Raw genomic sequence first — 26,979 nt, 5'->3', positions numbered from 1 at the left:
GGGGGCGGTGTGGGCTGCGGCGGACCCCACGGTACGGGTGTGCGGTGTGGGCTGCGCCGGATTCCACGGCACGTGTGTGCGGCGGTGGCTCTCGCCGTACGCGCGGTGCGGCTGGCGGCGGTCTCACCATGAGCGTGGTCAGGTGTCTGTTCTCAGCGAACCGGTGGCCGGCCGCCCACCGTGGCCACGGCCGCCGCCCCCGCCCGGCAGCCCTCGGCCGCGGCGGTCACCTCGTCCGTACCGGCCAGCAGCGCCGCCAGGAACCCGCCGGTGAACGCGTCGCCCGCGCCCGTCGAGTCGACCGGTTCGGACACCGGCGGGGCGGGAACACGGCCGATCACCTCGCCCCCGGCCGCGACCACGGCTCCCCGCGAGCCCAGGGTGACGACGACGCGCGGGAACCACCGGCTCAACTCGACGGCGGCAGCCTCGGGTTCGGGCAGGCCGGTGAGCAGCCGGGCCTCGTCCGCGTTTGGCAGAAGCAGTTCCGTCCCCTCCGCGTACTCCAGGAACCGCTTCGGCCCCAGCTCCCCGAGGAACCCGGCCGACGCCGGGTCCACGCTCACCGGAATCCCTCGCTCCACGGCGGTGCGCAGGGCGAGGAGAGCGGCGGCCCGGCTCACCGGGGCGAACAGGAGATAGCCGGAAAGATGCAGGCGCCCGACGCCGTCGAGCATCGTGGGAGCGAAGTCCTCGACGCCGAGCCGCAGGACCGCCCCGCCGTCGGTGAGGAACGTACGCTCCGCCGCCGCGTCGACCAGCGCGATGACGGTCGCCGTCGGCACCTCGTCGTCCACGGCGAGGAACGCCCGTACGCCCGCCGCCTTCAGCGCTTCCCGGTGCCAGCCGGCGGACTCCGCCCCCGCCCGGGCGAGCAGCCGGACGTCCGGACAGCCCGAACGCGCCGCCCAGCAGGCGACGTTGGCCCCCGCGCCGCCCGGCAGGGTACGGATCCGGGCCTTCGTGTCCGTACCGTGCGTGAGCGCCGACCCGTGCCGCGCCACCACATCGGTGACCACGTCCCCCACCACCAGCAGCCCACTTCCTGGCGCCGGATGGCTCACCGGGCGCCCGTCGTCGTAACGGCTCATTCGGCCTCCGTCGCCGCGGCGGCGATCCGCGCCGCGAGCGTCACGTTTCCGCGTACGGCCGCGAGGTTCGCCTCCAGCGACGCGCCCCCGGTCCGCCGCATCAGCTGGTCCAGGAGGAACGGCGTGACACCCTGCCCCGAGATGCCCCGCTCCCGGCAGGCGTCCAGCGCCTCCGCAAGCACCCGGTCGTGCAGTGCCGGATCCAACTGATCCGCTTCCGGTACGGGGTTGGCGACGATCAGCGCGGACGCCGGCCCGCCCAGCGCCTCCTTCGCCCGGATCACCTCCACCACCTCCTCGGGGCTGTGCACCGTCCAGTCGACGGGTTCGCCGGAGCTGCTCAGGTAGAAGCCGGGGAAGTGCCCGGTGCCGTAGCCGACGACGGACACGCCGAGGGTCTCCAGCCGCTGGAGGGTCGCCGGGACATCGAGGATCGACTTCACCCCGGCGCAGACCACGGTGATCCCGGTGCGGGCGAGCAGCCGCAGATCGGCCGACTCGTCCTGGTCGGAGGCCCACTCCCGGTGTACGCCGCCGAGCCCGCCCGTCGCGAAGACGCCGACGCCCGCCCGCGCCGCCAGGAACGCCGTCGCGGACACCGTCGTCGCCCCGCTCGCCCCGGCGGCGAGCGCCGGGGCGAGATCGCGGTGCCCCAGCTTGCGTACCGACGGGTCCCCGGCGACCCGCTCCAACTGGTCGTCGCCGAGGCCCACATGGGCCCGGCCGTCGAGAACGGCGACGGTGGCCGGGACGGCACCGGCGGACCGGACGAGCCCCTCCAGCTCCCGGGCCACGGAGAGGTTGCGCGGGCGCGGCAGACCGTGCGCGATGATCGTCGACTCCAGTGCCACGACGGGCAGACCGGTGCTCAGAGCCGCGCGCACCTCTGCCGAGAGCACCGGCTCGTAGGGTTCTGGTGAGTTCTGAGGCATGCCCCCATCCCTGTCGCGGGTGGGACGGGCGCAAACCACGGCCGGACGTTCTCCGACGGGTCCTGGTCGCCCGGTGGCCGGAAGCGGTCGCTAAGGTGACCGACCATGACGACAAATGACCAGGTCCCCGCCTCCTTCGCCGTGCACATCCCGGACGCCGAGCTCGTACCGGAACCCCTCGATCCGGCGCAGATCGTCTCGGGCGAGCCCGTGGTGACGGGCAAGGTGCTGTGGGAGTCGCCCGACGGCAAGCAGATCCGTGGGATCTGGCAGATCACGCCCGGCGTGGTCACGGACACCGAGGCGAACGAGCTGTTCGTGGTCGTCAGCGGCCGGGCGACGGTCGCGGTCGAGGGCGGGGCGACGCTGGAGATCGGCCCGGGGGACGCCTGCGTCCTGCGGGAGGGCGACCGGACGACCTGGACCGTGCACGAGACGCTCCGCAAGGCGTACCACATCAGCCTCTGAGGGCTGCGGCTCTTCATGCGACGGCCGTGGCCGGGTGGTCGCGGGCTGTTCGGCGGGGTGGTCGCGGGCTGGTCGGCGCGCGGGTCAGCCGCCGACTGCCCCCGGCCGCTGCCTCAGGCTCCGGCGCAGGGCGAGCGCGGCGACGGGCAGCAGCAGCGCGGCGCCGAGCGCGTTGAGGGGGCCGTACCCCCACTGGGCGACGATCACTCCGGCCGTGGCCCCGCCGATGCCCGCCGCCGCGCTCATGGCCAGATCGGACAGCCCCTGCACCGCCGCCTGGGCGGACCGTGGCACCGAGTCGGTGAGCAGCGCCGAACCGGCGATCATGCCCGCCGACCAGCCGAGGCCCAGCACGAAGAGGCCCGCCGCGGTCTGCCCGTGCCGGGGACCGGCCGTGCCCGCGAGCAGTGCGGCGCAGCTCAGCAGTCCGACGGCCAGCCCGATCACGGTCAGCCGGCCGAAGCGGTCGGCCAGCCACCCCATCACCGGCGAGAACGCGTACATGCCCGCGATGTGCCCGCTGATGACGAGCCCGATCAACTGGAGATCGGCGCCGTGCCGGGTCAGATCGACCGGGGTCATGACCATGATCGACACCATGGCGGTGTGTGACACGGTGACCGTCACCAGGGCGAGCCGCGCCATCGGCGACGCGCGTACGGCCTCGACCCCGGCGCGCAGGGAGCGCTTCGGCGGCCCGGCCGGGCCCTCCGGGGCGAGGGCACGGGCGGTGAGGAGCGGGTCGGGGCGCAGTGCGAGGGCGACGACGAGTCCGGCGAGCAGAAAGACAGCGGCCGAGCAGAGGAAGGGCCCCGCCGCCTCGGGCACCGGCGTACCGCGGAAGAGGCGGCTCGCCGGGGCCGAGATGTTGGGGCCCAGGACCGAGCCGATCGTGGTCGCCCAGACGACGGTGGAGATCGCCCGCCCCCGCCGCTCGGGCCCCACCAGGTCGGCCGCGGCGAACCGGGCCTGGAGGCCGGCCAGTGAGCCCGCGCCGAACCCGGCCATGCCGAGCAGCAGCAGCGGGAAGCTCGGCAGCATCGTGGCCAGGACCACCAGGCCGCCGCCGAGCGCACCGATCAGATAGGCGAGCATCAGGCCGGCCCGGCGGCCCCGGGAGGTCATCAGCGCGGCGAGCGGCAGCGAGAGCAGCGCCGTGCCGAGGACGGACGAGGTCGGCGCCAGCCCGGACAGCGCCTCCGATCCGCTCACCTCGGCGGCGAGCATCGGGGCCAGGGCGATGCCGATGGCCACACCGAGGCCGCCGAGTATCTGGCTGACGACGAGCACGGCCGAGGTCCGGCGCTGAAGAGCGGGCAGACCGACGGCCGGAACCGGGGAAAGGGAGATGGGTCGCGTCACCGGCGCAGTGTGTCACCGTCGCCCCACCCCCGTGCACCCGGACGGGTGAACACCCCACCCGACGACGGCCCGCCGCTGCCGTGCGGCCGGGCCCCGCTCCCGTCCCCGAACCCGCGGGCCTGGAACGTCCGGAGCCGCCGCACCGCTGACCGGCCTCGGAGCGCCCGGAGCCCGTCGCACCGCCGGGGCCCCGCTCCCCGGAGCGCGGGCCCCGGAACGCCCGGAGCCGCCGGCCGGGCGCCGGACCCCTGAAGCCGCCACACCGCTGACCGGCCCCCGGCCCCCGGCCGGACCTCTGACCCGGGCCCTCGCCCTAGAACAACGGCTCCGGCAGCACCCCCTCCAGTGCCAGCAGTTGCCGCTTCGTCTCCAGGCCCCCGCTGAAGCCGCCCAGGCCCCCGTCGCTCTCCACCACCCGGTGGCACGGCACCACCACCGGCAGCGGGTTGGCCCCCATGGCCGCGCCCACCGCCTGCGCACCCTCCGGGCGGCCCACCCGGGCGGCCAGTTCGCCGTACCCGACGACCGTCCCGTAGGGCACGCCGGACGCCAGCTCGCGGAGCACCTCGCGGTGGAAGCCTGCGGTCAGCGACCAGTCCAGAGCCAGGTCCAAGGCCCGCGGCTCGCCCGCGAAGTACGCCGCGAGCTCGCGTATCGGCTCGGCGAGCCGTGCCGAGCCGGGCGCCGCCACCGGCTCCGTACCGAACCGGGTCCGCAACCGGTCGAGGGCCGCGTCCCGGACGGCGGGGCGGGCGTGGAAGGCCACGCTCACCAGGCCGGTCGCGGTCGCCGCGAGCAGCAGCGGGCCGATGCCGCTGTCCACGACATCCCACTCGACGGCCGGCTCTCCGACCCCGTAGCTGTTCATGCCGACCACCGTACGACCCGCCACTGACAGCGACGGTCCGGTCGGCGGAATCAGGCCGGCCGGCGGCAGGCGCGACGACCGGCCCGCCCCACCACCGCGTCAGCTCGTCGCGTCGCGCACCACGTCGGGGAAGTTGGTGATGATGCCGTCGACCCCGTAGTCACGGGCCTTCACCGCGTCCTCCGCCTTGTTGACCGTCCACGTGTTCACCCGCAGACGCTTGCCGTGCGGGCCCTTGAGCCGCTGGACGGCCGCCACGTAGTCGGCGCCGATCGTCGCGTACGACGGGTTGATCTGATCGGTGAACGCCGCGTACGAGGGCAGGTCCGCCACCGCCGGGGTGCCCAGGAAGCCGGTCGTGATGTCGGGGCGCAGCTCGTGCACCTTCTTCACGCTGTCGGCGCCGAAGCTCTGGATGACCAGCCGGTCCCGTACGTGGGAGCGGCTCAGCCACCCCGACCGGCCCAGCGTGCGGATGATGTCCTGCTCGATGCCCGGGTAGGTCGCCGGGCTCTTGATCTCCAGGAGCAGCTTCTGCCGGTTGCGCTCCAGCCGGTTCAGGAACTGGGTGAGTGTAGGGATCCGGGCTCCGGTGAACTGCTCCCCGAACCAGCTGCCCGCGTCGAGTTTCGCCAGCTCCGACGCGGTGAAGTCCTTGACCGCCCACGGCGCCCGGTCGGGGAAGACCTCCTCGACGTCCGTCGTGCGCTTCAGGTCGGTGTCGTGCAGCACGACGAGCACCCCGTCACGGCTGCGGTGGACGTCGTTCTCGACCCAGTCGATGCCGAGCGCGTCCGCGGCGTCGACGGCGGCGAGGGTGTTCTCCGGCGCGTAGCCCGACGCCCCCCGGTGGGCCACGACGACCGGCTTCGCCCGCTGCGCGGAGACCTGGTCCGGGACCTCCGGCCGGTCGGCGGGCAGCAGCAGGGCGCCGGCGCCGAGCAGGGCGGCGGCCGTGGTGGAGGCGGTTGCGGTGCGGACGAACACGGGGACTCCTCACGTCGGGAGTGTGCGGACACGCAGAGAGTGACAGCGGCCCGCCAACGCCCGGCGGGGCGACGATGGCCGCGAAATGAACGGAACCTTCGGTCCCGGGGACCACCGGCGGAGCACGGCGTGCGGCCGTGCCGATAAAATGCGCCATCTTTTGTCTGTCTGCCGGGACTCGCCCCTTGGGGACCCTCCTCGAACCCGGGCATTCTCGAAGGGCGTACACGCATGCAAGGAACAGTCGACGGATTCACCTACGGCCTGGTGACTCCGGTCGTGGCGTTCCTCATGGCCGCCCTGGGAGCCGCCCTCGGGCTCCGCTGCACCACCCGGTCCCTTCACGCCACACGCTCCTGTCGGGTCGGCTGGCTGGCGCTGGGCTCGCTGTCCATCGGCTCCGGCGTGTGGACCATGCACTTCGTCGCGATGACGGGCTTCACCGTGCAGGAGACGCCGATCTCCTACGACAAGCCCCTCACCTTCGCCGGCCTGGCCGTGGCCGTGGTGATGATCGGCATCGGCATCTTCATTGTCGGGTACCGGGGCGCGACCCGCATGGCGCTGATCACCGGCGGCACCATCACCGGACTCGGCATCGCCTCGATGCACTACCTCGGCATGGCGGGCATGCGGATGGCCGCGCAGTTCGCGTACGACACCCCCCTCGTCGTCCTCTCGGTGCTGATCGCCGGGTGCGCCGCCACGGGCGCGCTGTGGGCGGCCGTCACCCTGCGAGGAGCCCTCTCCGGCCTCGGCGCGAGCACCCTGATGGCCGTCGCGGTGACCGGGATGCACTACACCGGCATGGCGGCGCTCGACGTGCACCTGCACCTGCCGCCCACCTTGCCGGCCGACCTGGCCGACGTCCTGCCCCGCGACCGGCCCGCCGAGATCATCGGCCCGATGCTGGCAGGACCCGCCTGCTTCCTGCTCCTTGCCGCCGTCGTGCTCCTGTTCGACCCGAGGGCGGTGACGGGCGGCCGCGACCCGCACCCGCGGGCCGGACACCGCCCGCGGGGCATGGTCCGTGAGGGTGCGGCAAGGGCCCGGTACCGCTGATCCGAGGCCGTTGTCAGTGGCGGGTCGTACGGTGGTTGCATGCGGCCCGGTTCCAAGATCGAACGTTCGGTGCGGCCTTTCGAGGTCGTCAGTCCCTACCAGCCCAGCGGCGACCAGCCGACGGCCATCGCCGAGCTGGAGCGGCGTATCCGCGCCGACGAGAAGGACGTCGTCCTGCTCGGCGCCACCGGCACCGGCAAGTCGGCGACCACCGCCTGGATGATCGAGAAGCTGCAACGCCCCACCCTGGTGATGGCGCCGAACAAGACGCTCGCCGCCCAGCTGGCCAACGAGTTCCGTGAGCTCCTCCCGAACAACGCGGTGGAGTATTTCGTCTCGTACTACGACTACTACCAGCCCGAGGCGTACGTCCCCCAGTCGGACACCTACATCGAGAAGGACTCCTCCATCAACGAGGAGGTCGAGCGGCTGCGCCACTCCGCGACGAACTCGCTGCTCACCCGGCGCGACGTCGTCGTGGTCGCCTCCGTCTCCTGCATCTACGGCCTCGGTACGCCCCAGGAGTACGTGGACCGCATGGTCCAGCTCAAGGTCGGCGAGGAGATCGACCGCGACCAGCTGCTGCGCCGCTTCGTCGAGATGCAGTACACCCGCAACGATCTGGCGTTCACCCGCGGCACCTTCCGGGTCCGGGGCGACACCATCGAGATCTTCCCGGTCTACGAGGAGCTCGCCGTCCGCATCGAGATGTTCGGCGACGAGATCGAGAACCTGTCCACGCTCCACCCGCTCACCGGCGAGATCATCAGCGAGGACCCCACGGTCCACGTCTTCCCCGCCAGCCACTACGTCGCCGGGCCCGAGCGCATGGAGCGGGCCGTCAGCGGCATCGAGCAGGAGCTGGAACAGCGCCTGGCCGAGCTGGAGAAGCAGGGCAAGATGCTGGAGGCCCAGCGCCTGCGCATGCGCACCACGTACGACATCGAGATGCTCCGCCAGATCGGCACCTGCTCCGGCGTCGAGAACTACTCGATGCACTTCGACGACCGCGCGCCCGGCACCGCCCCCAACACCCTCCTCGACTACTTCCCGGACGACTTCCTGCTCGTCCTGGACGAGTCCCACGTCACCGTCCCGCAGATCGGCGCGATGTACGAGGGGGACGCCTCCCGCAAGCGGACCCTCGTCGACCACGGCTTCCGGCTGCCGTCCGCCATGGACAACCGGCCGCTGAAGTGGGAGGAGTTCCTGAAGCGGATCGACCAGACGGTGTACCTCTCCGCCACCCCGGGGAAGTACGAGCTCTCGCGCGGCGACGGGTTCGTCGAGCAGATCATCCGCCCCACCGGCCTCGTCGACCCCGAGGTCGTCGTCAAGCCCACCGAGGGCCAGATCGACGACCTGGTCCACGAGATCCGCGAGCGCACCGAGCGCGATGAGCGGGTCCTGGTCACCACGCTCACCAAGAAGATGGCCGAGGACCTCACCGACTATTTCCTGGAGCTCGGCATCCAGGTCCGCTATCTCCACAGCGACGTCGACACCCTGCGCCGCATCGAGCTGCTGCGCGAGCTGCGCTCCGGTGAGTACGACGTGCTCGTCGGCATCAACCTGCTGCGCGAGGGCCTCGACCTCCCCGAGGTGTCCCTCGTGGCCATTCTCGACGCCGACAAGCAGGGCTTCCTGCGCTCCGGCACCTCGCTCATCCAGACCATCGGCCGCGCCGCCCGTAACGTCTCCGGCCAGGTCCACATGTACGCCGACAAGGTCACCCCGGCCATGGAGCAGGCGATCGACGAGACGAACCGGCGCCGCGAGAAGCAGATCGCCTACAACACCGAGCGGGGCATCGACCCGCAGCCGCTGCGCAAGAAGATCAACGACATCGTCGCGACCATCGCCCGCGAGGAGATCGACACCGAGCAGCTCCTCGGCACGGGCTACCGGCAGGGCAAGGAGACCAAGGCCCCGGTCCCCGCGCTCGGCGGCAAGGCGGCCAAGGGCGGAGCGAAGGGGGCGGCGAAGGGCAAGGCCGCCAAGCCCGGCGCGGTCCTCAGCGACCGGCCCGCGACCGAACTGGCCGGGATCATCGAGGAGATGACCGACCGGATGCGGGCCGCCGCCGCGGATCTTCAGTTCGAGGTGGCCGCCCGGCTGCGCGACGAGGTCGGCGAACTGAAGAAGGAGCTGCGGCAGATGAAGGAAGCGGGCATGGCCTGATCCCGACGTTCGATCCCGCTGCCGATCGCCGGTGCCGGGCCGCTACCGGCACCGGCGAGCGACACCGCTCCACCGCGCCGGGCGGGCCACGCCGGGTGTGTTGCAAGACCGACACAAAAACGGACCGAACCTGCTGCCGCCCGGCGTGGAATGCGTAGGGTGCGGGGAAACCGCACACGGATGGTTGCGGGGCAATGCAGAGAGGGGACAGCGCGTGACGGTCAATATGACCAAGGGTCAGGCCATCAGCCTGGAGAAGAGCGACGGGGGGACCCTGACCGCGGTACGGATGGGGCTCGGCTGGCAGGCGGCGCCGCGCCGTGGCCTGTTCGGTTCGCGCACCCGCGAGGTCGACCTGGATGCCTCGGCGGTGCTCTTCGCCGACAAGCAGCCCGTCGACGTCGTGTTCTTCCGCCACCTCGTCAGCGACGACGGCTCGGTCAAGCACACCGGTGACAACCTGGTCGGCGGCGCGGGCTCCGGCGGCGACGACGAGGCGATCCTCGTCGACCTCCAGCGCGTCCCGGTCCACATCGACCAGATCGTCTTCACGGTGAACTCCTTCACCGGCCAGACGTTCCAGGAGGTCCAGAACGCCTTCTGCCGCATCGTCGACGAGACCAACGGCCAGGAGCTCGCCCGGTACACGCTCGACGGCGGCGGCCAGTACACCGCCCAGATCATGGCGAAGGTGCACCGCGCGGGCGGCGGCTGGAAGATGACGGCCCTCGGGAACCCGGCCAACGGCCGTACCTTCCAGGACCTGATGCCGTCGATCCTCCCGCACCTGTAGGACCCGGACCGGGCCCCGGCCCGGCGTCGCGACGGACGGGGGCGGCTCCCGACGGCACAGGCCGCCGGAGCCGCCCCCACGCACAGCACGGCAGTACACGGCAGCACAGCAGTACGCAGCGGAACACGGCATCGCACGGCCCGGCGCGCGCGGCCATCGTCGAGGGGGACAGGGCAATGACGGCCGAACTGGTCCGGGGGCAGAACCACACCTTGCCCCAGACCCGTCTGGAGATCCGGGTGTCGGCGGGCACGCCCGTCGTGGCCGGGGCCACCCTCGGCGACGAACGGGGCACGGTGCCCGGCATCGAGTGGATCGCCCACCCCGGCTCGCCCCAGCTCCCCGGGCTCGAAGTCTCCCAGCAGGCGGCGGCCGACCACCGGCTCGCCGTCGACCTGGAGGCCCTGCCCGCCGGCGTCCACCGGGTCACCGTGCTGCTCGCGCTGCCCGTCGGAGTCGGCGGCCCGGTGCGGTTCGGCGCCGTCCCCGCGCCCTTCGTCGCCGTCACCGGGCTCGACGGCACCGAGATCGCCACCTTCACGCTCACCGATCTGGACACCGAATCCGCGGTCAGCGCCCTGGAGCTCTACCGCCGTCAGGACGCCTGGAAGGTCCGGGCCGTCGGACAGGGGTATGCGGGCGGGCTCGCCGACATGCTCGCCGACCAGGGCGTGACCGACCCCGCCGCACTGGCCGGCGCGATCCAGGAGGCCGTCACCCGGGGCCTGGCCCGCTCGGTGGCCCCGCCGCCGCCCCGGACCCCGGAAGGCGACCGCGTACGGCACGCGACGGGCGCCGCGGACCACCGCCCGGCCGCGCCGACCCCGCACCCGGCCCCGGAGCCCCCCGAGCCACTGACCGACCCGGCGCACACCACCCAGCCGCAGACCGCCTCCGGCCCGGCGCACACCACTCAGCCGCACCCCGCCCCCGGACCGGCCGCCGCGGGACCCTCGGCCCCGGGAGCCTCCGCCGGCGGGCCCATCAACTACGCGCACCCGCGGCGGCAGCACGCCGCGCCCCCCTCGCCGCCGCCCACCGCACCCCCCGCCCAGCCGGGACAGCCCGCCCAGCCGGTCGCGGGGGACGCCACCGGCTGGTCGATGGACGAGCGCCTCTACAACCAGATCTGGGGCATGTTCGAGGACCTGGCACGCGCCGTCGCCGCCTACCGCAGCGCCGTCGACTTCGCCGAGTCCCGGATGGACCAGGAGCTCGACCGGGCCCTGTCCGACCCGCGCAACCGGATCGGCGGCGCGGGCGACCGCGCCCGCGAGGAGGCCCGCGCCAAGCGCGACGAGCTGACCTCCCGGGCCCGGGAAGCACTCGACCGCGATCTGAACCAGCTGGCCGCCGAATCGGCCGTCGTCGAGCCCGCGCTCCCGGCGGCGTACGCGGGCTGGGGCAACCCCGTCTGGCACGCCCACCGCATCCCCATGGAGATACCGATGGCCCTGCGCATCGGGGATCTCCACCTTCCCGAGCGCACCGACCTGCGCATCCCGCTGCTCGTCCGGCTGCCGCTGGAGCGCGGGATGTGGGTGGACAGCGGGCGGACGGGCTCCGAGGCGGCCGCCCTGATGGACACCGACCAGCTCCGCCGACTGGCCATGGAGACCGCGGTCGCGCACGCGGCACGGCTGCTCGCGGTGTATCCGCCCGGGGAGTTCGCGGTGCACGTCATCGACCCGGCGGGTTCGGCGGCCGGTCCGCTCGCGCCGCTGGTCGACGCGGGCGTCCTCGCCGGACCGCCCGCCGCCGGACCCGGGGGAGTGGCCTCGGTCCTCGCCCACCTCACCCGGCGGGTGGACCTGGTGCAGATGGCGGTGCGGGCCCGGGCCGCCGACTCGCTCCCGCCCGACCTGGACACCGGCGAACAGCTCCTCGTGGTCAACGACTTCCCGCACGGCTTCGACGACCGGGCCGTCACCCAGCTCCGCTATCTCGCCGACGAGGGCCCCGCGGTCGGAGTGCACCTCCTGATGGTCGCGGACCGGGAGGAGGCCAGTGCGTACGGGCCGATCCTCGACCCGCTGTGGCGTTCGCTGTTGCGGATCACCCCGGTCGCCGACAGCCACCTCGCCGACCCCTGGGTCGGGCACGCCTGGACGTACGAGCCGTTGACGATCCCGCCGGGCAGCCGCGTCCTGGAGCAGGTGCTCGCGGCGGTGACAGCGGCCCGCAGAGCCGCCGGCCGCTGACCGAGCAAACAACCCTGACCTGCGCTTTTGGTAATCTCTTTACTCTTTTCTTTACCTTTCCTTGGTGATACCTGTACTGTTCGGGGAACGGAGGGGAGTACTCCTTACGCGGCGTCCCGTCAGTACGGACCGTTCTCGGTCCCGGGGCGCCGGTCCAGGCACGTGCTGTGTGCAGGGATGGAAGAGACCTCCGGCAGCGACGACGCTGATTCAGTAGCCGTAGCGAACTGCCGGAGGCGCAGTGGACGTTTCATGGACCGTTTGGGCCCTGACCATCGTTGGTCTGTCGGCCCTCATCGCCGTCGACTTCTTCATCGGGCGCAAGCCCCATGACGTGTCGACCAAGGAAGCCGGGATCTGGACGGTCGTCTGGATCGCGCTGGCCATCCTCTTCGGACTCGGCCTCATGGTCTTCGGCGAGAGCCAGGCCTCCGGCGAGTTCTTCGCAGGTTTCATCACCGAGAAGTCGCTGAGTGTCGACAACCTCTTCGTCTTCGTCCTGATCATGGCGAAGTTCTCGGTGCCCTCGCACCTCCAGCAGCGCGTGCTGCTCATCGGTGTGCTCATCGCCCTGGTGCTCCGCGCGATCTTCATCGCCGCCGGCGCCGCCGTGATCGCGAACTTCTCGTGGGTGTTCTACATCTTCGGCGCGTTCCTGATCTACACCGCCTGGAAGCTCATCCAGGAAGCCCGGGCCGGCGAGGAGGAAGAGGAGTTCGAGGAGAACCGCCTCCTCAAGAAGATCGAGCACCGTTTCGGTGTCGCCGACCAGTACCACGGCACGAAGCTCTTCATCCAGAAGAACGGCAAGCGCATCCTGACCCCGCTGATGGTGGTCATGCTCGCCATCGGTATGACCGACGTGCTGTTCGCGCTGGACTCGATCCCGGCGATCTTCGGCCTGACCCAGGACCCGTACATCGTCTTCACGGCCAACGCGTTCGCGCTGATGGGCCTGCGTCAGCTGTACTTCCTCATCGGCGGCCTGCTGAGGAAGCTGGTCCACCTCAGCTACGGCCTGTCGGTGATCCTCGGCTTCATCGGCGTCAAGCTGGTGCTGCACGCCCTGCACGAGTCCGGGGTGCACACGCCGGAGATCTCCATTCCGTTCTCGCTCTCCGTCATCTGCGGCGTCCTGGTGATCACCACGATCACCAGCCTCATCGCCAGCAAGAAGCAGGCGGCGGCCGAGACGGAGGAGGCCGCGAAGGCGGCGCTGGCCGAGAAGGCCGAGACCGCCGGTCCGGCCGAGGAGGAGAGCAAGACCCTCAGCTGACCCCGGGGCCGCCCCGAGCGGCACAGGGACACAACGGCGGCGGCCGGGGTGGAAGCGGCGAAAGCCGTCCACCCCGGCCGCTGTCGCGTGCGTACGAGGAAGGCCGTGCGTACGCGGAAGGTACGGGTACGGGGGTGTGCGCGGGCTACCAGCCGCGGGCGCGCCACTCGGGCAGCTGGGGGCGCTCGGCGCCGAGTGTCGTGTCGTGCCCGTGGCCCGGGTAGACCCACGTCTCGTCGGGCAGCCGGTCGAACAGCTTCGTCTCGACGTCGTTCAGCAGGCTCGCGAACGCCTCGGGGTCCTGGTGCGTGTTCCCGACCCCGCCGGGGAAGAGGCAGTCCCCGGTGAACAGATGCGGGGCGCCGTGCGGGTCGTCGTAGACCAGGGCGATCGAGCCCGGGGTGTGACCGACCAGATGGCGTGCGGTCAGCTCGACCCGGCCGACGGTGATCGTGTCGCCGTCCCCGACCAGGACGTCGGTCGGCACCGGGATGCCCTCGGCGTCGTAGCGGCCCGCGTACGTTCGGGCGCCGGTCGCCCCGACCACCTCGGCCAGCGCCTGCCAGTGGTCCCCGTGCCGGTGGGTGGTGACGACGGAGGCGATGCCGTCGTCACCGATCAGCGCGAGCAGGGTCTCCGGCTCGGCGGCCGCGTCGATCAGCAGCTGCTCGCCGGTGGCCCGGCAGCGCAGCAGATACGCGTTGTTGTTCATCGCGCCGACGGCGACCTTGGAGATCATCAGATCCGTCAGTTCGTGCACGCTCGCCGGTCCGCCGACCTTCACCGCTCCGCTGTACGTCATGCGGCTCAGCCTATAGCGGGGGCAGCGTGGGCAACGGGCCTCCGGCCACGGTCAGGGCGGAGCCGTCACGGCGTCCGCAGAGCCAGCCCAGCAGCTCCACGGCGGGCCCCTGCACCGTCACCAGGTCGCTCGGCGGGCCGCCGCCCGTGCTCCAGGTCCGGCCGTCGAGGTCGGTCAGCCCGGTGGCGGGCACGCTCTCGTTGCCCAGGAAGCGATCGGCGAGGAAGTCGATCTCCCGCTCCACGAAGTCGACGGGCAGGTCCTCCAGCTCGTAGCCGATGCCGAGGTCGACGTGGTGCAGCTCCACCTCGACCCGGCGCCGGAAGGGGACCCGGGCCGCGGAGTCCGTCACCCCGTTGCGCAGGGTGACCGTACGGGACCAGTCGGCCGGTTCGGCGCCGACCGCGAGGAAGGCGTCCGCCGTCTCCCGCAGGTCGGCCAGCTGCTCGGCGGCCGGGCGGGGCGCGCCGTCGGCGATGTCGGCGTCGCGGGTTTCGCTGCTCGCGTACATCGGGAGACCCCGGAGGACATTTACGAGCGCGTCGGCGTTACGTGACAGGTGGGCCAGGACATGGCCCCGACTCCATCCGGGCAGCCGTGACGGCTCGGCGACCGCGGCGTTGTCCAGTTTGCCGACTGCGTCGAGCAGTCGTTCGGTCGCTTCGCGTACAGCTCCCAGGTCGTGCGCATGATCAATCATGCGGCCGAGCCTAGCCTCGCCACTCATTCGGGTGAAGGAGGAGAAGGGCGGCCGTAAATCGAATGTGCGTGCTATACGCTCGGAATCGAAAGCTTCGTACACCGCTGTGGCGCCCCCCATACCCTGGGAGAGGGGCTCAGTTCCCCCGCTTCTCTCTAGAAAGGTGCGGACCGGCGTGGCCGACCGTCTCATCGTCCGTGGCGCGCGCGAGCACAACCTGAAGAACGTCTCGCTCGATCTGCCCCGCGACTCCCTCATCGTCTTCACCGGGCTCTCCGGGTCGGGCAAGTCGTCCCTCGCGTTCGACACGATCTTCGCCGAGGGCCAGCGCCGCTACGTGGAGTCCCTCTCCTCGTACGCCCGGCAGTTCCTCGGCCAGATGGACAAGCCGGACGTCGACTTCATCGAAGGTCTGTCCCCGGCCGTCTCCATCGACCAGAAGTCGACCTCGCGCAACCCGCGCTCGACGGTCGGCACCATCACGGAGGTCTACGACTACCTCCGGCTGCTCTTCGCCCGGATCGGCAAGCCGCACTGCCCCGAGTGCCGCCGCCCCATCTCCCGCCAGTCGCCGCAGGCCATCGTCGACAAGGTCCTCGGCCTGCCCGAGGGCAGCCGCTTCCAGGTCCTCTCGCCGCTGGTGCGCGAGCGCAAGGGCGAGTTCGTCGACCTCTTCGCCGACCTCCAGACCAAGGGCTACAGCCGCGCCCGGGTCGACGGCGAGACCATCCAGCTCGCCGAGCCGCCCACGCTCAAGAAGCAGGAGAAGCACACCATCGAGGTGGTCGTCGACCGCCTCACCGTCAAGGACAGCGCCAAGCGCCGGCTGACCGACTCGGTCGAGACCGCGCTCGGCCTCTCCGGCGGCATGGTCGTGCTCGACTTCGTCGACCTCCCGGAGGACGACCCCGAGCGCGAACGGATGTATTCCGAGCACCTCTACTGCCCGTACGACGACCTCTCCTTCGAGGAGCTGGAGCCGCGCTCCTTCTCCTTCAACTCGCCCTTCGGCGCCTGCCCCGACTGCACCGGCATCGGGACGCGCATGGAGGTCGACCCGGAGCTGATCGTCCCGGACGAGGAGAAGTCCCTCGACGAGGGAGCCATCCACCCCTGGTCCCACGGCCACACCAAGGAGTATTTCGGCCGCCTGATCGGCGCGCTCTCCGAAGCCCTCGGCTTCCGTACGGACATCCCCTGGGCCGGGCTGCCGCAGCGCGCCAAGAAGGCCCTGCTCTTCGGCCACAAGATCCAGACCGAGGTCCGCTACCGCAACCGTTACGGGCGCGAGCGCGCCTACACCACCCCCGCCTTCGAGGGCGCGGTGCAGTTCGTCAAGCGGCGCCACACCGAGGCCGAGAGCGACTCCAGCCGGGAGCGCTTCGAGGGCTACATGCGCGAGGTGCCCTGCCCGACCTGTGAGGGCACCCGGCTCAAGCCGATCGTCCTCGCGGTGACGGTGATGGAGAAGTCCATCGCCGAGGTCGCCGCGATGTCGATCAGCGAGTGCGCCGAGTTCCTCGGCCGCCTCAAGCTGAACGCCCGCGACAAGAAGATCGCCGAGCGGGTGCTCAAGGAGGTCAACGAGCGGCTGAAGTTCCTGGTGGACGTCGGCCTGGACTACCTCTCGCTGAACCGCGCGGCCGGCACCCTGTCCGGCGGCGAGGCCCAGCGCATCCGGCTGGCCACCCAGATCGGCTCCGGCCTCGTCGGCGTGCTGTACGTCCTGGACGAGCCGTCCATCGGCCTGCACCAGCGCGACAACCACCGGCTGATCGAAACCCTGGTCCGGCTGCGCGACATGGGCAACACGCTCATCGTCGTCGAGCACGACGAGGACACCATCAAGGTCGCCGACTGGGTCGTGGACATCGGCCCCGGCGCCGGTGAGCACGGCGGCAAGGTCGTCCACTCCGGCTCGCTCAAGGAACTGCTGGCCAACAAGGCCTCGATCACCGGCCAGTATCTGTCCGGCAAGCGGTCCATCCCGACCCCGGACGTCCGCCGCCCGGTCGACCCGGCCCGCAGCCTCACCGTGCACGGCGCCCGGGAGAACAACCTCCAGGACATCGACGTCTCCTTCCCGCTCGGCGTCCTCACCGCCGTCACCGGCGTCTCCGGGTCCGGGAAGTCGACCCTGGTCAACGACATCCTCTACACGCACCTGGCCCGCGAGCTGAACGGCGCCAAGTCGGTGCCCGGCCGTCACACCCGGGTCGACGGCGACGACCTCGTCGACAAGGTGGTGCACGTCGACCAGTCGCCGATCGGCCGGACCCCCCGGTCCAACCCGGCGACGTACACCGGAGTCTTCGACCACGTCCGCAAGCTGTTCGCCGAGACGATGGAGGCGAAGGTGCGCGGCTATCTGCCGGGCCGCTTCTCCTTCAACGTCAAGGGCGGCCGCTGCGAGAACTGCTCCGGCGACGGCACGATCAAGATCGAGATGAACTTCCTGCCCGACGTGTACGTCCCGTGCGAGGTCTGCCACGGGGCGCGCTACAACCGGGAGACCCTGGAGGTCCACTACAAGGGCAAGTCCATCGCCGAGGTGCTGGACATGCCGATCGAGGAGGGCCTGGAGTTCTTTGAGGCCGTCCCGGCGATCGCCCGCCATCTGCGCACCCTCAACGACGTGGGCCTCGGCTATGTCCGGCTCGGCCAGTCCGCGCCGACCCTCTCCGGCGGTGAGGCACAGCGCGTCAAGCTGGCGAGCGAGCTCCAGAAGCGCTCCACCGGCCGTACGGTCTACGTCCTGGACGAGCCGACCACCGGGCTGCACTTCGAGGACATCAGCAAGCTGATCACGGTGCTCTCCGGCCTGGTGGACAAGGGCAACTCGGTGATCGTCATCGAGCACAACCTCGACGTCATCAAGACCGCCGACTGGGTGGTCGACATGGGCCCCGAGGGCGGCAACGGCGGCGGACTGGTCGTCGCCGAGGGAACCCCGGAGCAGGTCGCCTCGGTGCCCGCCAGCCACACCGGGAAGTTCCTCCAGTCCATCCTGGACGCGGACCGGATCGCGGAGGCCGCGGTGCCGTCGGGCGGGACACCCCGCAAGACGGCCGCCCGCAAGGCCGCCCCGGCGAAGAAGGCGGCGGCCACGAAGAAGACGGCGGCCGCCAAGAAGACCACGGCGACCGGGACCAAGGCCGCCGCGGCCAAGAAGACGACCCGGTCCCGCAAGGCCTAGGGGGTGTCCGGCGGATCAGGGCCGGACACCCCCTGGCCCCGGGCTCACCGATGGCGGCGCCCCCCGCAGGACGACGGGGGGCCGCCGCCATCGGCATGGGCGGCCCGTCCCCGGCGGAGCGGGGTCAGGTTCCGCCGGGGCCGGGCAGCCCGCAGCCGTCCCGTCTCGACCGGCCCGCCCGCAAGGCTCCCGTTCCCCGCCGGTATCGTCGGTTCTGTCACCGGCACACGCGGTCGCCGTCGTCGCTCCGCGCCCGCCCGGCGATCCCGACCGCGGTGCCCCACCGTGATCCGCCTCGAACGACACCCCGTGGAGTCCGCATGCCCGGCCTGCCCGCCGCCCGCCGTACCGTGCTGAAGGGCGCCGCGCTCGCCGGTGCCGCCGGGCTCGGGGCGGCCGCCTGCTCGACCGATTCCAAGCTCGGGCACGCCAAGAACCCGACGCCGACCGCCCCCGTCGACCTCGGTGCGGCCTCCGAGGTGCCGGTCGGCGGAGCCAAGCTCTACCGGGAAGCGCGCCTCGTCGTGAGCTGCCCGGCCCAGGGCGAGTACAAGGCGTTCAGCGCGCAGTGCACCCACGGCGGCTGCGTCCTGACCAAGATCGAGGGCACCGAGGGCCACTGCCCCTGCCACGGCAGCCGCTTCGACACGACCACCGGCGAGGTCGTCCAGGGCCCGGCCACCGTGCCGCTGCCCGCCGTCCCGGTCACCGCCGAGGGCGGAAAGCTCGTCGCGGGCCCCGACGCCTGAACCACGAGCGCCCGACGGCCGCCCCGCCGCCTGAGCCACCAGCGCCGGACGGCCGCCCCGCCGCCTGAGCCACCAGCACAGGACGGCCGCCTCCAGCCCGCCCACAGGCGCAACGGGCCCCGCAGGCACACGCCCCTCACTCCCAGTCCCAGTCGATCCCGATCAGCCCCGGCCGTACGCCCTCCTCCACCAGGTGCACGGTCCGGTGCCGGCCCGTCAGCGTGAGGTCGCCGCGGGCCCCGCGCGCCGCCCCCGCCGACGCCTGGGCGAACCGGCGGCACCGCACCGGGAGCGCGGCCTCGTCGAAGCCGACCTGGAGCACGTACTGGCCGCCCCCGAAGGTGAAGCCGCGCACGTACTCGCCGCTCGCCCCGCCCGTACCGTCCTCGAAGCCGTAACCGAAGAGGTACGTCTCGCCGGACCGCAGCCGGGTGTCGAACAGCAGCTCCGCCACCAGCACCCCCGCCTCCCCGTCCCAGCGGACCCGGCCCGTCCGGCAGTTCTCCAGCGCCCGCACCGCGATCCGCGACGGGTCGCAGCCGGGATCGCCCCGGTACACCGCGAGATAGCGGTCCACGCCGTCCCGGTGCGCGCGCACCACATGCCGGGAGGTGCGGCCCGCCAGCTCCCGGCGCGCCCCGATCCGTACCCGCTCCTGGTGCCCCACCGTGTGCAGCCCGCCGTCCACGGGTGACTCCATCGCCGCGAGGAGCCGCTCCACCGAGCCCGACGCCTCCATCAGCGACCGGTACGAACGCCCCGCCGGGCGGTCCCCCTCGCCCGGGGCGTCGCCGTCGCGCAGCAGCCGCAGCAGCGAGTCGTCCGGCAGCGCGAGCACCTCCTCCAGCGCCCGCACGGCCCGCAGCGACTCGGCCCGCCGGGGGCGGCGCACCCCCTGCTGCCAGTAGCTGAGGCTGGTCACCCCGAGCTTGACGCCGCGGTGCGCCAGATGGTGCTGCACCCGCTGGAGCGGCAGCCCGCGCACCGACAGGGCCGTGCGCAACGCCAGATGGAACGGTCCGGTCCGCAGAACCTGCGCCAGTTCGGTCTCGGTCTGCCGCATGGGCGGGCCTCCGGTGAACGTTCACGTGGGGAGTGGCGACACCGACCCCCGGGGGATGCGGGGGAGCAGGTGACCGGGGCGATGCCGTTCACACGGACGCCGTGCCGTTCACACCGTGATGTCACCTCGCATTGAAGCGTGTTGACCTGCTCCGGACAACGCCGGATGCTCTTCGTCAGCGTCCGGACGCGCTCCTCCGATCCCCACCCCCGTTTCGGGAGGAACGCCATGCGCAACCGAGAAGTCAGCCCCAGACGGCCCGGAAAGCCGGGAAGGCCCGGAAGGTTCTCCTTCACTGCCCTCCTGGCCGCCGCCCTCCTCGCCGTCCCCGCGGCCACCGCCACCGCCACCGCCACCCAGCCCCCTGCCACGACCGGCTCCACCGTCGCCGCCGCCCAGCGGCTCAACATCACCATGCAGGCGCAGCAGCAGAGCAACTGGTGCTGGGCGGCCGGCGGCAACACCATCGCCGCCTGGTTCGGTCGCAACTACTCCCAGAACCAGTTCTGCAACGCCGCCTTCAACCGCAACCAGAACACCCAGTGCCCCAACTCGCAGGCCACCCTGGGCAATGTCCAGACCGGCCTGTCCTGGGCCGGGGTCAGGCCCGGCAGTTACGTCACCGGCTGGCTGCGCTACCCGACCGTGCAGGCCGAGATATCCGCCCAGCGCCCCATCGAGACCCGGATCCAGTGGTCGTCCGGCGGCGGCCACATGCACGTCATCTACGGGTACGACGACGCCAACAGCTGGGTCTACTGGGGCGATCCCTGGCCCTCCAGCAACCGCTACAACTGGGCCTCGCACGCCTGGTACGTGAACAACAACGAGTTCTCCTGGACCCACTCGCTCTACCGGATCGGGGCGTGAGGACATGAACTCCACCACCCGGCACACAGCCACCACCCGGAACGCGGCCACCACCCGGAACGCGGCCACCACCCGGCGTATCGCCGTCGCCGCCGCCCTCACCGCGACCGCCCTGTTCACCGCCGCCGCTCCCGCCCTCGCCGACGACGGCCGCACGGCCCCGCCGAAGCTGACCGCGTCGGCCCTCGAAGCCGCCCACGAGGCCGCGACCGAGCCGGCGACCCTGGACACCCTGTCCCGGTTCTTCGCCCGGGAGGGCGCGGTGAGCAAGAAGGCGAGCGCACCCCGGATCGAAGGGAAGGCCGTGCCCGTGCGCACGCTCTCGGCCGCCTTCGTCGCCGGAGAGCCCGAGGCCGCCCCGAGTACCCTGGACTACCTCGCCAGCACCGCCGTCTCCTCCGACGGCCAGAAAGCCTCGCTGTGGACCCTCCCCGGGGCGGGCGGCAGCGGCGACTGGCAGGTGGTGAACATCGCCGCCGGTGACGACGAGGCCCGTTACGTCGCCCAGGGGGCCCGCGCGCTCCCTGGCGGCACCGTCTTCCGCGAACCGCAGATCGACGCCTGGTACGTCCACGACGGCTCCCGGGTGCTCCCGCTCGACCAGGACGCGAAGACCGCGGTCGGGGCGAAGGGCACCACCCTCGACGCCTACCGGACCCGGGTGAAGGAGGCGTACGGCGACAAGCTGCCCGGCTCCGGATACGCCCGCTCCGGCCAGGCGGGCGGCTACGGCCCCGACGCGGCCACCGGACCGGCCACCGGACCCGCGCCCGCCCCCGGCCCCGTCTCGGGCCCGGCGGCGGACCGGACCGCCCAGGACCCCGCACTGGCGGGCGCGGCCCAGGGCCCCGACACGGCCCTGACCGCCGTCTCCACCACCGCCGGGGCCGGGGCGCTGCTCGCCCTGGTCCTGTGCGGAGCCGCCGCCCTGCGCCGCCGGAGCCGTACCGGGCGATCCCCGGCCACGGACGCCTGAGCGACGGCTCCGGCGACTCCAGCGGCCCCACCGGCCCGCGCTCCGGGGTGCGGAACACCCCACGGCACCCCGGAGCGCGGCACCATCCCCGGCACCACTTGAGGACGACGCACTGTCACTGCCCGCAAGTAGGGTGTGAGACATGGCAGACCCCTCCAGCTACCGCCCCAAGCCGGGACAGATCCCCGACTCCCCGGGGGTCTACAAGTTCCGCGACGAGCACCGCCGGGTGATCTACGTCGGGAAGGCCAAGAACCTGCGCCAGCGCGTGGCCAACTACTTCCAGGACCTGGCGGGTCTCCACCCGCGTACGCGCACGATGGTCACCACCGCCGCATCCGTCGAGTGGACGGTCGTCTCCACCGAGGTCGAGGCGCTCCAGCTGGAGTATTCCTGGATCAAGGAGTTCGACCCCCGGTTCAACGTCAAGTACCGGGACGACAAGAGCTATCCCTATCTCGCGGTCACGCTCAACGAGGAGTTCCCCCGCGTCCAGGTCATGCGCGGCGCCAAGAAGAAGGGCGTGCGCTACTTCGGTCCGTACGGCCACGCCTGGGCGATCCGCGAGACGGTCGACCTGATGCTCCGGGTCTTCCCCGTCCGCACCTGCTCCGCCGGCGTCTTCAAGAACGCCGCGCGCACCGGCCGCCCCTGCCTGCTGGGCTACATCGGCAAGTGCTCGGCCCCCTGCGTCGGCCGGGTCACCCCTGAGGAACACCGCGAGCTGGCCGAGGACTTCTGCGACTTCATGGCCGGGCGCACCGGTACGTACATCCGCCGCCTGGAGAAGGACATGATGCAGGCGGCCGAGGAGATGGAGTACGAGCGGGCCGCCCGCCTCCGCGACGACGCCGAGGCCCTCAAGCGGGCCATGGAGAAGAGCGCCGTCGTCCTGGCCGACGCCACCGACGCCGATCTGATCGCCGTCGCCGAGGACGAGCTGGAGGCCGCCCTCCAGATCTTCCACGTGCGCGGCGGCCGGGTGCGCGGCCAGCGCGGCTGGGTCACCGACAAGGTCGAGGCGGTCGACACCTCCGGCCTCGTCGAGCACGCCCTCCAGCAGCTGTACGGGGAGGAGCGCGGCGACGCCGTCCCCAAGGAGGTCCTGGTCCCCGCCCTGCCCGAGGACACCGAGGCGGTCTCCCAGTGGCTCGCGGAGCGCCGGGGCTCCCAGGTCAGCCTGCGCATCCCGCAGCGTGGGGACAAGAAGGACCTCATGGCCACGGTCCAGCGCAACGCCCAGCAGGCGCTCGGGCTGCACAAGACCAAGCGCGCGTCCGACCTGACCACCCGCTCCCGCGCCCTGGAGGAGATCGCCGAGGCGCTGGGTCTCGACACCGCCCCGCTGCGCATCGAGTGCTACGACATCTCCCACCTCCAGGGCGACGACGTGGTGGCCTCCATGGTGGTCTTCGAGGACGGCCTCGCCCGCAAGAGCGAGTACCGCCGCTTCCAGATCAAGGGCTTCGAGGGCCAGGACGACGTCCGCTCGATGCACGAGGTGATCGGCCGCCGCTTCAAGCGCTACCTCCAGGAGAAGGAGCGCACGGGGGAGTGGGAGGAACAGCGGCCGACGGACACCCCGGCCGACGAGCCCGCCACCACCGGCCCCGCGACCGGCCCCGCCACCGGCCTCGCCCCGGCGACCGGCCCCGTCACCGGCCCGGGCCCCGCCGTCGGCCTCGCCGAGGACGCCGAGCCCCGCGAGGACGACGGCCGCCCCAAGCGGTTCGCCTATCCGCCGCAGCTCGTCGTCGTCGACGGCGGGCAGCCCCAGGTCGCCGCCGCCCGGCGCGCCCTGGACGAGCTGGGCATCGACGACATCGCCGTCTGCGGCCTCGCCAAGCGCCTCGAAGAGGTCTGGCTCCCCGACGACGACGATCCCGTGGTCCTGCCCCGTTCCAGCGAGGGCCTCTACCTCCTCCAGCGCGTCCGGGACGAGGCGCACCGCTTCGCCATCACCTACCAGCGGGCCAAACGCGCCAAGCGCATCCGCTCCAGCCCCCTCGACGACGTGTCCGGCCTCGGCGAGACGCGGAAGCAGGCACTGATCAAGCATTTCGGCTCGGTGAAGAAGCTCCGGCAAGCGACAATCGACGAGATCTGCGAGGTCCCCGGGATAGGGCGAAGGACGGCGGAATCCGTGGCCGCCGCCCTCGCCTCGACCACTCCCGCGGCACCTGCCGTGAACACGGCCACAGGAGAGATCATTGAAGAGGACGACGGGGGCAGCTCATGACCGAGAACAGCCACGAGACCGCACAGAACATCACAGACCCGACCGCCACGGGCCCGGCCGTCACAGAGACGGCCGACACCGCGGACCGAGCAGACGGAGCAGCAGACGTGAGTACGAACACCCCGAACGAGACGGGTGACGCGGCCATCCCCGAGCTGGTGATCATCTCCGGGATGTCGGGCGCCGGCCGCAGCACCGCCGCCAAGTGTCTGGAGGACCTCGGCTGGTTCGTCGTCGACAACCTGCCGCCCGCGCTGATCCCCACCATGGTCGAGCTCGGCGCCCGCTCCCAGGGCAACGTGGCCCGGATCGCCGTCGTCGTCGACGTACGCGGCCGGCGCTTCTTCGACAACCTCCGCGATTCCCTCGCGGACCTGGAGGCCAAGCACGTCACCCGGCGCATCGTCTTCCTGGAGTCCTCCGACGACGCCCTCGTACGCCGCTTCGAGTCCGTCCGCCGCCCGCACCCCCTCCAGGGCGACGGGCGCATCGTCGACGGCATCGCGGCCGAGCGCGACCTGCTGCGCGAGCTGCGCGGCGACGCCGACCTGGTCATCGACACCTCCAGCCTCAACGTGCACGAGCTGCGGGCCAAGATGGACGCCCAGTTCGCGGGCGAGTCGGAGCCGGAGCTGCGGGCCACGGTGATGTCCTTCGGCTACAAGTACGGCCTGCCCGTCGACGCGGACCTGGTCGTCGACTGCCGCTTCCTGCCCAACCCGCACTGGGTCCCCGAGCTGCGCCCCTTCACCGGCGTCAACGAGGAGGTGTCCGACTACGTCTTCGACCAGCCCGGCGCCAAGGAGTTCCTCAACCAGTACACCGAGCTGCTCCAGCTGATCGCCGCGGGCTACCGCCGCGAGGGCAAGCGGTACGTGACCATCGCCGTGGGCTGCACCGGCGGCAAGCACCGCTCCGTCGCCATGTCCGAGAAGCTCTCCGCCCGCCTCGCCGCCGAAGGCATCGAGACCGTCCTCGTCCACCGCGACATGGGGCGAGAGTGACCGGACGCAATCTGCGGATGCGACGCCTGAGCCGCGCCACATCGGCGCTCTCGGGCCGCAAGCGCGGTGCTCAGCCCAAGGTCGTCGCGCTCGGCGGCGGCATGGGTCTCTCGGCGTCCCTGACGGCGCTGCGCCGGATCACCGGCGATCTCACGGCCGTGGTCACCGTCGCCGACGACGGCGGCTCCAGCGGCCGGCTGCGCGAGGAGCTGGGCGTGCTGCCGCCCGGCGACCTCCGCAAGGCGCTCGCCGCGCTGTGCGGCGACGACGACTGGGGCCGCACCTGGTCCCGGGTCATCCAGCACCGGTTCGAGTCCAAGGGCGACCTCCACGAGCACGCGGTCGGCAATCTGCTGATCGTGGCCCTGTGGGAACAGCTCGGCGACCACGTCCAGGCGCTCGACCTGGTCGGCAAGCTGCTCGGCGCGCACGGCCGGGTACTGCCGATGTCGGCCGTCCCGCTGGAGCTCCAGGCGCTGGTCAAGGGCCACGACCCCGATCTGCCCGACGCCATCGTCACCGTGCGCGGCCAGGCCACGGTGGCGCTCACGCCCGGCGAGGTGCAGTCCGTGCACGTGGTCCCGCCCGACCCGCCGGCCGTCCCGGAGGCCGTCGCGGCGGTCCTGGACGCCGACTGGGTGGTCCTCGGCCCCGGCTCCTGGTTCTCCTCGGTGATCCCGCACCTGCTCGTGCCGGAACTGCTCGACGCCCTGGTCACCACGAAGGCCCGCAAGGTCCTCTCGCTGAACCTCGCGCCCCAGCCCGGCGAAACAGAAGGCTTCTCACCGCAGCGTCATTTGGAGGTTTTGGGGCGACACGCCCCTAAACTCGCCTTGGACGTGGTGCTGGCCGACGAGGCCGCCGTGCCCGACCGTGAGTCCCTCGCCGACGCCGCCCAGCGGCTCGGAGCCGCGGTCGAGCTGGCGCCGGTGGCATCGCCCGACGGCGTTCCGGTCCATGATCAGGAGCTGTTGGCCGCCGCGTACGACCGTATTTTTCGGATGCATGGAAGGATCGGCCCATGGCGATGACGCCAGCGGTGAAGAACGAAATCTCTCATCTTCCCGTCACCCGGACCTGCTGCCGGAAAGCAGAGGTCTCGGCGATTCTTCGGTTCGCGGGCGGGCTGCACCTGGTGAGCGGCCGCATTGTGATCGAGGCGGAGCTGGACACCGGCAACGCCGCCCGCCGCCTCAAGCGCGACATCCTGGAGATCTTCGGGCACAGCTCGGAGCTGATCGTGATGGCCCCGGGCGGACTGCGGCGCGGCTCGCGCTATGTCGTCCGCGTGGTGGCGGGCGGCGACCAGCTGGCCCGCCAGACCGGTCTGGTCGACGGCCGCGGCCGGCCGATCCGCGGGCTGCCCCCGCAGGTGGTCTCGGGGGCCACCTGCGACGCCGAGGCGGCCTGGCGCGGCGCCTTCCTCGCCCACGGCTCGCTCACCGAGCCCGGCCGCTCCTCCTCCCTGGAGGTCACCTGCCCGGGCCCCGAGGCGGCCCTCGCCCTGGTCGGCGCGGCCCGCCGGCTCTCCATCGCCGCCAAGGCCCGCGAGGTGCGCGGCGTGGACCGCGTCGTCGTCCGCGACGGCGACGCGATCGGCGCCCTGCTGACCCGGCTCGGCGCCCATGACGCGGTGCTCGCCTGGGAGGAGCGGCGGATGCGGCGCGAGGTCCGCGCCACCGCCAACCGGCTCGCCAACTTCGACGACGCGAACCTGCGCCGCTCGGCCCGCGCCGCGGTCGCCGCCGGGGCCCGGGTGGGCCGCGCGCTGGAGATCCTCGGCGAGGAGGTCCCCGAGCACCTCGCCGCCGCGGGACGGCTGCGCATGGAGCACAAGCAGGCCTCCCTGGAGGAGCTGGGCGCGCTCGCCGACCCGCCGCTGACCAAGGACGCGGTCGCCGGCCGGATCCGCCGGCTGCTCGCGATGGCCGACAAGCGGGCCCAGGACCTGGGCATCCCGGGGACCGAGGCGACCCTCAGCGAGGAGCTCGCCGACGGCCTGGTCGGCTGAACCGGCCGACTCGGCGGCGGGCGGGGGACGTTGGTCCCGAACCGCCCGGGACCTCGGTCCCGGGGCACCGGGACCCACGTCCCGGCAGGCGAAACGGAGGTCCGTACTCCCTACTGGCGAGTACGGGCCTTCCGCCGTATCCGGTGGC

22 protein-coding genes are annotated in these 26,979 nt (G+C 72.1%); 14 read left to right on the top strand and 8 right to left on the bottom strand.

Translation table 11 applies throughout. From position 1 onward, the window contains the following. Positions 1-152 precede the first annotated feature (152 nt). Both A3Q37_RS09500 and A3Q37_RS09495 read right to left on the bottom strand, forming a co-directional pair. On the bottom strand, positions 153-1,091 hold the full coding sequence (locus tag A3Q37_RS09500; RefSeq protein WP_065480761.1) for a carbohydrate kinase family protein: 939 nt from the start codon (positions 1,089-1,091) through the stop codon (positions 153-155). Further along, positions 1,088-2,023: a pseudouridine-5'-phosphate glycosidase gene (locus A3Q37_RS09495; protein ID WP_065480759.1), complete on the bottom strand. Its 936-nt coding sequence runs from the start codon at positions 2,021-2,023 to the stop codon at positions 1,088-1,090. The genes A3Q37_RS09500 and A3Q37_RS09495 overlap by 4 nt, the downstream gene beginning before the upstream one ends. Before the next feature lie 105 nt (positions 2,024-2,128). On the opposite strand from A3Q37_RS09495, the gene A3Q37_RS09490 reads away from it, so the two are divergent. Next, a complete protein-coding gene (locus A3Q37_RS09490; protein WP_065480753.1) occupies positions 2,129-2,491 on the top strand; it encodes a cupin domain-containing protein in 363 nt (120 codons plus the stop codon). 84 nt (positions 2,492-2,575) lie between these two features. Here the strand turns inward: A3Q37_RS09490 and A3Q37_RS09485 are convergent, their stop codons facing one another. The 3 genes from A3Q37_RS09485 to A3Q37_RS09475 all read right to left on the bottom strand — a co-directional run bounded on the left by A3Q37_RS09485 (position 2,576) and on the right by A3Q37_RS09475 (position 5,708). After that, the gene (locus tag A3Q37_RS09485) at positions 2,576-3,853 is read right to left on the bottom strand and encodes an MFS transporter (protein ID WP_255311774.1); all 1,278 of its coding nucleotides are present in this window, start codon (positions 3,851-3,853) and stop codon (positions 2,576-2,578) included. Positions 3,854-4,166: 313 nt separating this feature from the next. Next, on the bottom strand, positions 4,167-4,721 hold the full coding sequence (locus A3Q37_RS09480) for a methylated-DNA--[protein]-cysteine S-methyltransferase (RefSeq protein WP_065480750.1): 555 nt from the start codon (positions 4,719-4,721) through the stop codon (positions 4,167-4,169). Between the two features lie 99 nt (positions 4,722-4,820). Further along, positions 4,821-5,708, bottom strand: coding sequence for a glycerophosphodiester phosphodiesterase family protein (locus tag A3Q37_RS09475; protein ID WP_065480747.1), 888 nt, complete (start codon positions 5,706-5,708; stop codon positions 4,821-4,823). Between the two features lie 231 nt (positions 5,709-5,939). Between A3Q37_RS09475 and A3Q37_RS09470 the strand changes: the two genes are divergently transcribed. The 5 genes from A3Q37_RS09470 (at position 5,940) to A3Q37_RS09450 (ending at position 13,221) form a co-directional block, all read left to right on the top strand. Next, positions 5,940-6,770, top strand: coding sequence for an MHYT domain-containing protein (locus tag A3Q37_RS09470; RefSeq protein ID WP_065480744.1), 831 nt, complete (start codon positions 5,940-5,942; stop codon positions 6,768-6,770). Positions 6,771-6,809: 39 nt separating this feature from the next. Then, positions 6,810-8,951 (top strand): excinuclease ABC subunit UvrB, encoded by a 2,142-nt coding sequence (gene uvrB, locus A3Q37_RS09465; protein ID WP_065480741.1) that lies wholly within the window; start codon positions 6,810-6,812, stop codon positions 8,949-8,951. 214 nt (positions 8,952-9,165) lie between these two features. Then, entirely contained in the window at positions 9,166-9,744 is a 579-nt protein-coding gene (locus A3Q37_RS09460; RefSeq protein ID WP_065480738.1) for a TerD family protein, read from the top strand. A 176-nt stretch (positions 9,745-9,920) separates the two neighbouring features. Continuing rightward, positions 9,921-11,945: a TerD family protein gene (locus A3Q37_RS09455; RefSeq protein ID WP_065480733.1), complete on the top strand. Its 2,025-nt coding sequence runs from the start codon at positions 9,921-9,923 to the stop codon at positions 11,943-11,945. 241 nt (positions 11,946-12,186) lie between these two features. After that, on the top strand, positions 12,187-13,221 hold the full coding sequence (locus tag A3Q37_RS09450) for a TerC family protein (RefSeq protein WP_065480730.1): 1,035 nt from the start codon (positions 12,187-12,189) through the stop codon (positions 13,219-13,221). 145 nt (positions 13,222-13,366) lie between these two features. Here A3Q37_RS09450 and A3Q37_RS09445 read toward each other — a convergent pair whose 3' ends face one another. After that, positions 13,367-14,023, bottom strand: coding sequence for an MBL fold metallo-hydrolase (locus tag A3Q37_RS09445; RefSeq protein WP_065480725.1), 657 nt, complete (start codon positions 14,021-14,023; stop codon positions 13,367-13,369). Positions 14,024-14,033: 10 nt separating this feature from the next. Further along, entirely contained in the window at positions 14,034-14,723 is a 690-nt protein-coding gene (locus A3Q37_RS09440) for a maleylpyruvate isomerase family mycothiol-dependent enzyme (RefSeq protein ID WP_065480718.1), read from the bottom strand. A gap of 175 nt (positions 14,724-14,898) precedes the next feature. Between A3Q37_RS09440 and uvrA the strand changes: the two genes are divergently transcribed. Beyond that, the gene (uvrA, locus tag A3Q37_RS09435) at positions 14,899-17,919 is read left to right on the top strand and encodes an excinuclease ABC subunit UvrA (RefSeq protein WP_065480715.1); all 3,021 of its coding nucleotides are present in this window, start codon (positions 14,899-14,901) and stop codon (positions 17,917-17,919) included. A gap of 320 nt (positions 17,920-18,239) precedes the next feature. Continuing rightward, complete coding sequence (locus A3Q37_RS09430; RefSeq protein ID WP_065480712.1) at positions 18,240-18,668, top strand: Rieske (2Fe-2S) protein; 429 nt, start codon at positions 18,240-18,242, stop codon at positions 18,666-18,668. A gap of 136 nt (positions 18,669-18,804) precedes the next feature. On the opposite strand, the gene A3Q37_RS09425 is transcribed toward A3Q37_RS09430, so the two are convergent. Beyond that, complete coding sequence (locus A3Q37_RS09425; RefSeq protein WP_065480704.1) at positions 18,805-19,731, bottom strand: hypothetical protein; 927 nt, start codon at positions 19,729-19,731, stop codon at positions 18,805-18,807. A 228-nt stretch (positions 19,732-19,959) separates the two neighbouring features. Here A3Q37_RS09425 and A3Q37_RS09420 point away from each other — a divergent pair, with 228 nt between their 5' ends. The 6 genes from A3Q37_RS09420 to whiA all read left to right on the top strand — a co-directional run bounded on the left by A3Q37_RS09420 (position 19,960) and on the right by whiA (position 26,831). After that, complete coding sequence (locus tag A3Q37_RS09420; protein WP_065481065.1) at positions 19,960-20,601, top strand: papain-like cysteine protease family protein; 642 nt, start codon at positions 19,960-19,962, stop codon at positions 20,599-20,601. A 4-nt stretch (positions 20,602-20,605) separates the two neighbouring features. Further along, entirely contained in the window at positions 20,606-21,577 is a 972-nt protein-coding gene (locus tag A3Q37_RS09415) for a hypothetical protein (RefSeq protein ID WP_065480697.1), read from the top strand. Positions 21,578-21,719: 142 nt separating this feature from the next. After that, entirely contained in the window at positions 21,720-23,816 is a 2,097-nt protein-coding gene (uvrC, locus tag A3Q37_RS09410; protein WP_065480688.1) for an excinuclease ABC subunit UvrC, read from the top strand. Then, positions 23,813-24,820, top strand: a complete 1,008-nt coding sequence (gene rapZ / locus A3Q37_RS09405; RefSeq protein WP_176711383.1) for an RNase adapter RapZ — start codon at positions 23,813-23,815, stop codon at positions 24,818-24,820. Before uvrC ends, rapZ begins: the two co-directional genes overlap by 4 nt. Further along, the gene (yvcK, locus tag A3Q37_RS09400) at positions 24,817-25,851 is read left to right on the top strand and encodes a uridine diphosphate-N-acetylglucosamine-binding protein YvcK (protein ID WP_079137715.1); all 1,035 of its coding nucleotides are present in this window, start codon (positions 24,817-24,819) and stop codon (positions 25,849-25,851) included. The genes rapZ and yvcK overlap by 4 nt, the downstream gene beginning before the upstream one ends. Next, complete coding sequence (gene whiA / locus A3Q37_RS09395) at positions 25,842-26,831, top strand: DNA-binding protein WhiA (RefSeq protein WP_006123686.1); 990 nt, start codon at positions 25,842-25,844, stop codon at positions 26,829-26,831. Before yvcK ends, whiA begins: the two co-directional genes overlap by 10 nt. The last annotated feature ends 148 nt before the right edge of the window (positions 26,832-26,979 follow it).

This window comes from Streptomyces sp. PTY087I2, from assembly GCF_001687325.1.
Taxonomy (GTDB): domain Bacteria; phylum Actinomycetota; class Actinomycetes; order Streptomycetales; family Streptomycetaceae; genus Streptomyces.
This window is presented reverse-complemented; position numbering and strand designations above follow the sequence as displayed.

What these genes read in the sequence shown, in the direction of transcription:
- A3Q37_RS09430 (WP_065480712.1), top strand. Translation starts at nt 18,240, where the DNA reads ATGCCCGGCCTGCCCGCCGCCCGCCGTACCGTGCTGAAGGGCGCCGCG.
- A3Q37_RS09445 (WP_065480725.1), bottom strand. Translation starts at nt 14,023, where the DNA reads ATGACGTACAGCGGAGCGGTGAAGGTCGGCGGACCGGCGAGCGTGCAC.
- A3Q37_RS09480 (WP_065480750.1), bottom strand. Translation starts at nt 4,721, where the DNA reads ATGAACAGCTACGGGGTCGGAGAGCCGGCCGTCGAGTGGGATGTCGTG.
- A3Q37_RS09500 (WP_065480761.1), bottom strand. Translation starts at nt 1,091, where the DNA reads ATGAGCCGTTACGACGACGGGCGCCCGGTGAGCCATCCGGCGCCAGGA.
- A3Q37_RS09495 (WP_065480759.1), bottom strand. Translation starts at nt 2,023, where the DNA reads ATGCCTCAGAACTCACCAGAACCCTACGAGCCGGTGCTCTCGGCAGAG.
- uvrC (WP_065480688.1), top strand. Translation starts at nt 21,720, where the DNA reads ATGGCAGACCCCTCCAGCTACCGCCCCAAGCCGGGACAGATCCCCGAC.
- A3Q37_RS09440 (WP_065480718.1), bottom strand. Translation starts at nt 14,723, where the DNA reads ATGATTGATCATGCGCACGACCTGGGAGCTGTACGCGAAGCGACCGAA.
- whiA (WP_006123686.1), top strand. Translation starts at nt 25,842, where the DNA reads ATGGCGATGACGCCAGCGGTGAAGAACGAAATCTCTCATCTTCCCGTC.
- A3Q37_RS09425 (WP_065480704.1), bottom strand. Translation starts at nt 19,731, where the DNA reads ATGCGGCAGACCGAGACCGAACTGGCGCAGGTTCTGCGGACCGGACCG.
- A3Q37_RS09490 (WP_065480753.1), top strand. Translation starts at nt 2,129, where the DNA reads ATGACGACAAATGACCAGGTCCCCGCCTCCTTCGCCGTGCACATCCCG.
- A3Q37_RS09455 (WP_065480733.1), top strand. Translation starts at nt 9,921, where the DNA reads ATGACGGCCGAACTGGTCCGGGGGCAGAACCACACCTTGCCCCAGACC.
- rapZ (WP_176711383.1), top strand. Translation starts at nt 23,813, where the DNA reads ATGACCGAGAACAGCCACGAGACCGCACAGAACATCACAGACCCGACC.
- A3Q37_RS09470 (WP_065480744.1), top strand. Translation starts at nt 5,940, where the DNA reads ATGCAAGGAACAGTCGACGGATTCACCTACGGCCTGGTGACTCCGGTC.
- A3Q37_RS09415 (WP_065480697.1), top strand. Translation starts at nt 20,606, where the DNA reads ATGAACTCCACCACCCGGCACACAGCCACCACCCGGAACGCGGCCACC.
- uvrB (WP_065480741.1), top strand. Translation starts at nt 6,810, where the DNA reads ATGCGGCCCGGTTCCAAGATCGAACGTTCGGTGCGGCCTTTCGAGGTC.
- A3Q37_RS09420 (WP_065481065.1), top strand. Translation starts at nt 19,960, where the DNA reads ATGCGCAACCGAGAAGTCAGCCCCAGACGGCCCGGAAAGCCGGGAAGG.